This is a genomic window from Roseburia sp. 1XD42-34 (genome assembly GCF_009917385.1).
In the GTDB taxonomy this organism is placed as follows: Bacteria; Bacillota; Bacilli; order Bacillales; family Amphibacillaceae; genus Virgibacillus.
The window spans coordinates 1-7,706 of record NZ_QWLJ01000068.1; the positions used below are offsets into that span (position 1 = coordinate 1).

The following is a 7,706-nucleotide window of genomic DNA, read 5'->3' on the forward strand; positions in this document are numbered from 1 at the left end:
TATAAAAAAATTGGAAGTCATGTTGGGTAGGTGAGATTCCATCTCACTCCACCCCAACATTTGACATAGAACCTTTTTTATTTGTATATAAGGTGCTGTAAGCCACCAGCTTCAGGAGTTGGATAATCTGTACTGTGTAACGAGTCTACATTGCAGATACCAGCATCTAAATGCCCTATTTTGTTTTTAAGCGGGATGAATGAAAAATCCCCACTGATTGAAGATTTATTTTATTCGTTATCCTGTATGTAATTGGAACAAGCACTTAAGATGAAACTTTCGGTTCCAGGTAGAATAAATAGGGCATTCCGTGGTAAGTTAAATATTCCATTTACCAATAATCAGTAAAGGATAAAGAAACACCTCCCTGAATGAACTTTCACTTTATGTTACACTTATAGAGATTGTTCTTAAATTACGCCTAAACGGCTTTAATGATAATGTAAGATGGAGTTCGTGCTTTATCACCTGCTCCTTTATAATACGCACGACTAAGAAAGATATGGAAGAGGGAAACTTGTGAAGGTGAAAGAAGTAATTGTTGTAGAAGGAAAAGATGATACAGCAAAAGTTATCCAAGCTGTAGATGCAGATACAATTGAAACAAATGGCTCAGCTATTAATTCATATATTTTAAAACAAATTCAGCATGCGAAAGAGAAGCGAGGGGTCATTATTTTTACGGATCCAGACCACCCCGGACAACGGATTCGTCACATTGTGGATCAGGCTATACCGGGCTGTAAACATGCTTTTTTAACACGTGATCAGGCGCGTGACAAGCGTTCTGCTACGAAAAATTTAGGAATTGAGCGCGCCTCTATCGCTGATATTAAACAAGCGTTAGCCGCTGTATATGAGTTACAACCAGTACCGGAAAGTGAAATAACCAAAGCGGATTTAATTCATTATGGATTCATTGGTGGACCAGAAGCTAACAAGAGACGGGAGAGACTTGGTGAGTTATTACGAATTGGTCACACTAATGGCAAACAGTTATTAAAACGATTAGCAATGTTTGGAATTGGCAAAGCTGAGTTTAAAAGAGCAGTAATGCAAATTGGCCGAGAGAGGAAAGCGGAAAATGACCAATCATAAATATATAGCAACGCCATCACGAACGAAAGAAATTTTAGCGAAATATCACTTTTCTTTTAAAAAAAGCCTAGGACAGAACTTTTTAATTGACAGTAATATCTTGGGTAATATTATTCGCCATGCAGGCATTACGAAAGAGACAGGAGTAATTGAAATAGGTCCTGGAATTGGTGCTTTGACAGAACTATTAGCTATCCATGGACAAAAGGTGTTGGCGTTTGAAATAGACCAACGTCTAATCCCTGTATTAGAGGACACGCTCGCTTCTTACAATAATGTTGAAATTGTTCATGAGGATATTTTACAAGCTAACGTTCGTGACGTGATAGCGGCACATTTTCACCCTAAGCAATCGGTTCATCTTGTTGCAAATTTGCCTTATTATATAACTACTCCAATCTTAATGAAATTATTGCGTGATAAATTACCGATCGACAGTTTCACAGTAATGATTCAAAAAGAAGTTGCTGAAAGAATGGCAGCAAAGCCTAATACGAAAAGCTACGGTTCTTTAACGTTAGCTGTGCAATATTATACGGAAGCAGAAGTGGTTATGCATGTACCAAAACGTGCTTTTATGCCGCAGCCTAACGTAGATTCCAGTATTTTAAGGTTAGTTAGGCGTGAAAAAGCACCTGTAAGCATACTAAATGAAGATTTCTTTTTTGCGCTTATTCAAGCAAGTTTTGCTCAACGTCGTAAAACATTACGTAATAATTTATCGAACTATTTTAATGAGCGGTTAACGAAAGAAGAAATTAGTCTCATGCTAGAACAGGCTGGTATTGATGGAGGAAGACGTGGAGAATCTTTAGCCATAGAGGAATTTGCTGTACTGGCAAACCTATTTTATTCCGAATGTAAGACCACTACTTCATAAAAGATAATGAACCTAACTTTCCGATGTCATGCAGGTAGCATGTTGTTCATAGGAGGCATGACACGCGGAAAAAGTGCTCTTCTTTTCAAGGACAAGGAAAGCTACGACAGCGACACATCGCACGCAGAAAAAGTGCGCTCTTCTTTTTCAAGGACGCTTGAGTATCTAGTTTTTGATTTACTAGTACCCTAATGATGGAAGGTTTACTTTATATTGTAAGCAATGCAGATAAGAGAGAAAGATGGTACAAATGCGTTTTTCGTTCAAAGATAAGAAAGCATAAAATGAGGTGCTTGGGGATACCAAAATAACCGAATATCTACGTTCGGCGCATGAGCCCGGCAACTAGGCGACTTCACGAATCGCCCTACGATCAGTCATCATTGGTTGGAGGTTAAGAGGAAGGCCGACTAAAAACGGGCTTGCCGCCCGACGTCGGCATACTCCTGTTGCAGGAGCATGATTCCTAAAACTTTAGTTGCTTCGTTCCAGTCGCTACGTTGCTAAACGGGCGATCTGCGCCTTTGTTCTGGTCTAGGAAAGTATAAGATTTTTTTGGTTTATAGTATAAGAAAAACAAAAGGCTTTCGCCATAAGACTTGGCGACAAGCCAAGTTTTTCTAAACCAACCTATTGTAATGACGTGTGTTACGTTGACCTCGAAAATTAGAGTGTAAATCTAAACTTTGGGGTTTTTTTGAATTTGCACCATACGTTAATTTTAAAAAAGATGCTCATCCAACAATGTAAAAATACCTAACTGATACAAACGCACAGTTTTTACAGATATTCATACTATATATCATAATCCTAAGCTCAGGAAGGCTGTGAAGTGTAGTATGAGTTACACGAGAGGCGATTTAGTCACACGACACTCTTATCAACATGATATATTATTTCGGATTTCTTCTGTGAAAAAAGAACAGGTGGATTTAGTAGGTGAGGATATTCGCCTCAAAGCGGATGCTCCAACAGCTGACTTGCGATTGGTTGAAGAAAGAGAATTGCAAAAGCGGAGACGGCTAGGAAAAGAAAAAGAAGAGTCTTCCTATCGTTTATTTCGCCAAGATTATCAATTGTTGAAGGAAAAACGGCAGTATCAGGCTACGGATGGATTCTTGCATGAGGTGTCTTATTTTCAGTTGCCCGCAAAGGTTTTGCATATAGATGGTGATCCTATGTATTTGAAAAAATGTATCGATCTCTATCAGCGTATTGGGCTGCAAGTGCACGGTGTACATTTATATGAACGTGATATGCCTTTACAAATTACAGAATTGATAGCGAAGATTCAGCCGAATATTATCGTTATAACAGGGCACGATGCTTTTTCAAAAAACAAAGGGGAAAAGCAGGATCTTCGTGCATATCGTAACTCGAAATACTTTATTGAAGCGGTACGAGAAGCACGAAGAATGAATCCGAATTTGGATCAGCTCGTGATTTTTGCAGGAGCATGCCAATCTCATTTTGAACTGTTGATTCGTGCAGGTGCTAATTTTGCCAGTTCTCCTTTACGTGTTAATATTCATGCGTTAGACCCAGTTTATATTGCTGCAAAAGTTGCGTACACACCTTTTATGGAAAAAGTGAGCGTCTGGGATGCTATTCGAAATACTTTGACAGGGAACAAAGGGATGGGTGGTGTTGAAACGCGAGGTCTTTTACGTACAGGTCTACCGTATATGGGAGGGGAAGGAAAAAACAACGAATGAAGTAACAGTAACAATCGTATTTATTGTGTTAGCCTTTCTACTTCCCCTCGTTATCCTCTCTGTCCTGTTTTTACATTTCATAAATACTTTTTACATGAATAATCCATATTCGACCAAGACCATTAGATAAAAGATGTTCAGTCGGGATATAGTCTAACGTTTTTATGAATATATGGACATCCAATAGGTTACTCTTATGCCTCTTTAAGCTTTTTAGCTGATGAAGTCAAGAATTTCTAAAAAATGTGCATAAAAAGTTAATAAAAACAAATAATATACGAAAATACCAAAAAATATATTGACATCAAAAAAGTAATCTTGATATAATATATAGTTTCACTTGACGAATGTACAAGTTCATGGTATGATGTTTACAGTGAGGTGGAGTATAGTGGCGAAAACATTAATCGAAATTAAGCAAGGTCTTGAAGGTCATGTTGGAAAACGGTTAAAGCTTAAAGCGAATGGTGGTAGAAGGAAAACCATTGAGCGATCTGGCATCTTAGCAGAAACATACCCTTCTGTATTTATTGTAGAGCTTGACCAAGAAGAAAATGCATTCGAACGTGTTTCATACAGCTATGCAGACGTTTTGACAGAAACAGTGGAGCTTCGCTTTACAGATGACAGAAGCATCGCTTCAGTGCTTGAGCAGTAGCCCTTAGGTTTACTGCTTTTATTTTAAAGTTAATTAACAGAATAATTAAAAAATTAAACTCCTTATTATTTCCTTTTTTGTTTACATATAACTGGTGTGCAATTGCTGATCAAGTACATACTAAAACTGTCGTAACCAATCATTAAAAGGGGGCCTGTCTTCGTGGCTAGAAGGCGTGGAATGATGTCAGATCAACTGAAAGAAGAAATTGCGAAAGAGTTAGGGTTTTACGACACGGTGCAAAGGGAAGGATGGGGCGGCATTAGATCTCGTGACGCTGGAAACATGGTGAAACGCGCCATTGAAAGAGCGGAAGCTAGCATGGAACAAGACAAATCCTAATTGGGTTTGTCTTGTTTTCATTAGCTGACTTTTGTATATTAGCTTTTTGGTTTTTTATTTGTCATTCACGTGGCAGAATGGAATATGTTACAATTTTATTATCTATAAACAAGAAGGTGACGGGTGATGGTAATTTTTGAAAAAGCACCTGCAAAAATAAATTTATCACTGGATGTATTAAGTAAAAGAAGTGATGGATACCATAACGTCGAAATGATTATGACAACTATTGATTTAGCTGATCGGATTCGTTTATTAGAATTGCCTGAGGATCGAATTGAAATATCTTTGGAAAGCAGATTTGTTCCAAGTGATAAACGTAATTTAGCATATCAAGCTGCATCGGCATTAAAACAAATATATGGTATTCGCAAAGGTGTGCATATTTCGATTGAAAAAAACATCCCCGTTTCTGCGGGACTTGCTGGTGGCAGTACGGATGCTGCAGCGGTATTGAAGGGCTTAAATCGCCTATGGGAACTAAAGATTCCTCAAGCAGAATTGGCGCAACTAGGTGCGTTATTAGGTACAGATGTGCCGTTTTGTATATACGGTAGAACAGGACTAGCTAAAGGCAGAGGAGAAATCGTAGAAGCACTTCCTTCTCCACCCCCTTGTTGGGTTGTTTTAGCCAAGCCAGATATTGGTGTATCTTCAAGGACGATTTTCCAGCGAATTGTAGTGGAAGACCTTGTTCATCCGGAAACAAGACGAGTTATAAATGCATTAGAAGAAGGAAGCTTTGAAAAGCTATGTCTAAGTCTAGGAAATGCATTGGAGCCATTAACGATGGAAAAACATCCAGAAGTGCAGCAGATTAAAAATGTATTGCAGCAGGCAGGGGCCTCTGGTGTACTTATGAGCGGGAGCGGGCCAACCGTGTATGGTCTTGTTGAGCATGAAAGCAAAGCTAAAAGAATATATAATGGGATGAGAGGTTTTTGCGAAGAAGTTTATTATGTGCGATTATTAGGATGATTATATTGGTAAAAAACATATATTAATGGTATATTAAGAGGAAAATATTCGGTTTTGAGGTGTGAAGATGAAAAGAAGTAACCGTTTAGTTGCTTTAACCAATTTTTTTCTTGAAAATCCCCGAACACACACACAATTTCCGTATTTTGTGTCGCAACTAGATACAACGAAAGCTTCCGTAAGTGAAGATATGGATATAATTGACGCAGTATTTCGAAGTGAAGGGATTGGCTATTTGCAACGGACGACAGGTGCAGGAGGAGGAGTGAAATATATCCCTGCACGGGTACATGAGAAGAACAAGCTTTTTGTTGAAGAATTACGACGAAAGCTTGAAGACCCAGCGCGTATCCTTCCTGGTGGGTATTTATATATGAGTGATCTGTTAGGAGATCCAAAGACCGTACGAGAAATTGGTCGTGTTTTTGCGTCGGCATTTTCTGAAATGGATATCGATGTGGTTGTAACTGTTGCTACGAAGGGCATTCCACTTGCATACGCAGTTGCCTCATTTCTCAATGTTCCCGTTGTCATTGTTCGTAGAGATCCAAAGGTAACGGAAGGCTCCTCCGTAAGTATTAATTATGTATCCGGATCGTCTAGGAAGATTCAGACAATGGTATTACCTAAACGCAGTTTATCAGAAGGGGCAAAGGTCTGTATCATTGATGATTTTATGAAAGCTGGTGGAACTATAACAGGAATGATTAATTTACTGGAAGAGTTTCATGCAACGGTACAAGCAATAGGGGTATTAGCTGAAGCAGATGACGAAGAAGAAGAGCGTGTTATTGATGATTATACATCCTTGATAAAGATATCAAATGTAGATATGAAAAAGAAGTATATTGATGTACATGTCGGTAATTTGATGCAACAGCACATGTAGAGGCGGACTATGCTGTTACGGATTAGTTAACGACCCTTTTTAAAACGCAACTGCTTTACACAATAATAATGACCCATACATCTCATTAAAACATATCCATTTAATCTTTGGCTAAACATGCCGTAAAAGAACCTTGCGGCATGTGGGTTTACATAAGATAATAATTATGTTTGATATGCAGGAAGTTATATTCGTTTACCAAAAGATATATTATCTCTTTTTACTCCTCCACTTGAGCCTTAAGGGACTTATATTTTCCATGTATGCTACAGATGGAAATTTACCCAATTCACGTTTGTTAGCTGAAACATAGAATGGGTTAGTAGGAGAAGATGGCCCATCATTCAAGTATGAATGAATTATGTTTTTATGGAAGCGCTGTTATATTTGATGCTGTATTAAAAATATTTTATTTTTTTTAATATTTTAGCAGGACTTTTGATAGTTTTGTTGAACTAGTTAATATAGATTCAAATGTGAAAAGGTGGTGACACATCATGGAAGTAACTGACGTTAGGTTACGCCGCGTTAATACAGAAGGCAGAATGCGAGCGATCGCATCAATTACTTTGGATCAGGAATTTGTTGTCCATGATATCCGTGTAATTGACGGTAATAATGGACTGTTTGTTGCGATGCCATCCAAGCGAACGCCGGATGGGGAATTTAGAGATATTGCTCACCCAATTAATTCTGGGACCCGTGCAAAAATTCAGGACGCTGTATTAGAAGAGTATCACCGAGCAGGTGATGAAGAAGTAAAGTATGAAGAAGCTGGGGCTTCCTAATTATTTTTTCTAATATGTTAGCATAACAACTAGAGGTCTAATCTACATAAGGTTAGCCTTCTTTTTTTGTAAGATAAGAACGACCATGGCCCGCATTTCGAGCCACCATCTATTATAAAATAATTTTTAAATCTACATATACGTATATACCCTATTCAATTTTGAATTTAACCCCAATAACAATACAACCAGTATACATCCCTGCGTAAGTAACGGGGCGTGACAGTATAAAAGCACCCGTCTATATTGACTAGATCACGCACAAAAATTTTGCAAGAAAACTCACTAGCGTTGCATAAAAAGTAATGCTTCAAGTCAAGCGCTAATTATCCATTTGAGGCATAGATGACATAATTTT

Annotated in this window: 8 protein-coding genes; all 8 read left to right on the forward strand. The window is 38.1% G+C overall.

Translation table 11 applies throughout. The features are described from left to right. The first annotated feature begins 519 nt into the window (after window positions 1–519). The 8 genes from rnmV (at window position 520) to spoVG (ending at window position 7,348) form a co-directional block, all read left to right on the forward strand. Window positions 520–1,098 (forward strand): ribonuclease M5, encoded by a 579-nt coding sequence (gene rnmV / locus D1839_RS19640; protein WP_120381460.1) that lies wholly within the window; start codon window positions 520–522, stop codon window positions 1,096–1,098. Then, window positions 1,085–1,978, forward strand: a complete 894-nt coding sequence (gene rsmA / locus D1839_RS19645) for a 16S rRNA (adenine(1518)-N(6)/adenine(1519)-N(6))-dimethyltransferase RsmA (protein WP_120381461.1) — start codon at window positions 1,085–1,087, stop codon at window positions 1,976–1,978. The genes rnmV and rsmA overlap by 14 nt, the downstream gene beginning before the upstream one ends. An 839-nt stretch (window positions 1,979–2,817) precedes the next feature. Beyond that, entirely contained in the window at window positions 2,818–3,693 is an 876-nt protein-coding gene (yabG, locus tag D1839_RS19650) for a sporulation peptidase YabG (RefSeq protein WP_120381462.1), read from the forward strand. 391 nt (window positions 3,694–4,084) lie between these two features. Next, window positions 4,085–4,351, forward strand: a complete 267-nt coding sequence (gene veg, locus D1839_RS19655) for a biofilm formation stimulator Veg (protein ID WP_050350493.1) — start codon at window positions 4,085–4,087, stop codon at window positions 4,349–4,351. Between the two features lie 162 nt (window positions 4,352–4,513). Next, window positions 4,514–4,693 carry a small, acid-soluble spore protein, alpha/beta type gene (locus D1839_RS19660; protein ID WP_050350492.1) on the forward strand — a complete coding sequence of 60 codons (180 nt, stop codon included), beginning with the start codon at window positions 4,514–4,516 and terminating at the stop codon, window positions 4,691–4,693. Between the two features lie 126 nt (window positions 4,694–4,819). After that, on the forward strand, window positions 4,820–5,671 hold the full coding sequence (gene ispE, locus D1839_RS19665) for a 4-(cytidine 5'-diphospho)-2-C-methyl-D-erythritol kinase (RefSeq protein WP_120381463.1): 852 nt from the start codon (window positions 4,820–4,822) through the stop codon (window positions 5,669–5,671). Window positions 5,672–5,738: 67 nt separating this feature from the next. Next, window positions 5,739–6,560, forward strand: coding sequence for a pur operon repressor (purR, locus tag D1839_RS19670; RefSeq protein ID WP_120381464.1), 822 nt, complete (start codon window positions 5,739–5,741; stop codon window positions 6,558–6,560). A gap of 497 nt (window positions 6,561–7,057) precedes the next feature. Continuing rightward, window positions 7,058–7,348 (forward strand): septation regulator SpoVG, encoded by a 291-nt coding sequence (gene spoVG, locus D1839_RS19675; protein WP_050350489.1) that lies wholly within the window; start codon window positions 7,058–7,060, stop codon window positions 7,346–7,348. The last annotated feature ends 358 nt before the right edge of the window (window positions 7,349–7,706 follow it).